Annotated in this window: 1 protein-coding gene; it reads right to left on the bottom strand. The window is 39.9% G+C overall.

From position 1 onward, the window contains the following. Window positions 1–33: 33 nt before the first annotated feature. Window positions 34–1,382 (bottom strand): IS3 family transposase gene (locus tag MUG84_RS27115; protein ID WP_244731281.1). Its coding sequence is split into 2 segments (ribosomal slippage): window positions 34–938 and window positions 938–1,382, totalling 1,350 coding nucleotides; the frame shifts between segments, so codons are not numbered across the junction. Window positions 1,383–1,435: the final 53 nt, after the last annotated feature.

Genomic DNA, 1,435 nt, shown 5'->3' with positions numbered 1-1,435 from the left:
TGAAGTGACCCCAAAAAGTTAGACATTATATAGTTAGGCCACCTCTAACGCATGAGTTCGGTACTGTACCGGGCTCATGCGTTTTAGTTTTGCCTTTATTCGTTTGTGGTTGTAATAGTGGATATATTGATCAAGTTCTACTTTGAATTGTTCAATGCTATCAAAATCTTCTGTATAAAGAAACTCGGATTTTAGGATCCCAAAGAAATTCTCCATAACGGCATTGTCGTAACAGTTCCCCTTACGTGACATGCTTTGTGTTATGCCTTGTTCCTTCAATGACTGCTGGTATTGGGGCATTTGGTAATGCCAGCCCTGATCAGAATGAATCAATAAGATGTCATCGTTTGTCTTACGTTTCAAGGCTTGATCCAACATGCCAGAGACAAGCGTATAGAGTGGACGTGAATCAACGGTGTAGGTAATGATTTCCCCGTTAAACAAGTCAAGTATGGGTGACAAGTATAGCTTTTCTCCGAACAATTTGAACTCTGTAATATCTGTAACCCACTTCTCATTTGGTCTTGTAGCGTTGAAATTTCGATCTAGGATGTTTGGAGCAATTTTACCAACTGTTCCTTTATATGAGCGATATTTTTTCATGCGAACGATGGATTTTAAGCCGAGTTCACGCATGATGCGCTGCACCTTTTTATGATTCACTAATTGCCCTTCATTGTGTAGCTCGTCTGTAATACGACGGTATCCATAACGGCCTTTATGCTCATGATAGACCGCTAAAATACGGGATTTTAAGACCGTATCTTTATCTGGACAATCCATTGTACTTACCCAGTAATAGTACGTGCTACGTGGAATCTGAGCCAGCTGCAGTAATGAAGTAATGGGATACTCTAGCCTTAGTTCAAATACTACTTGCGCTTTGTCTTGCTTTGTAACTTTTCCTTGCTTTGAACTAAGGCATTCAACTTTTTTAAGTAGGCGTTCTCCATTCGTAAACGTTCCACTTCCGCCTGTAAAGCCTCGGTTGAGCCTTCAACTGGAGTTGATTTCTTTGTATCTTCTTTCATGGATGTACGCCCCTTTTTCTTTGATATGAGGGCGTCTATTCCACCTGTTTCGAATTGCCTCTTCCACTTAAGTACTGTATAATCCGAAGACAAATTAAATCGAGCGGCGGTCTCATTGATGGATGCCCCAAATTCGTTCATGTAATTGAGTACATCTATTTTAAATTGAATCTCGTGATTTGTATACGAAGAGGTAATTCCTTCCTCTCCATGTTTTTGATAACGTAATACCCATCTTTTTAGTGGCGCAGTGCTCATATTACGTTCTTCAGCAATTGTTTTATACGACGCTTTACCTTCTAGATAAGCCAGGACAGCTTCTAATTTCTCTTCAGTTGAGTATTTAGCCAAAAAAACTACACCTCCAATTGTTAGACTGTGTCTAACAATTGGGGTGCAGTTCA

It is taken from the genome of Paenibacillus mangrovi, assembly GCF_022898935.1.
Classification (GTDB): domain Bacteria; phylum Bacillota; class Bacilli; order Paenibacillales; family Paenibacillaceae; genus Paenibacillus_AQ; species Paenibacillus_AQ mangrovi.
This window is presented reverse-complemented; position numbering and strand designations above follow the sequence as displayed.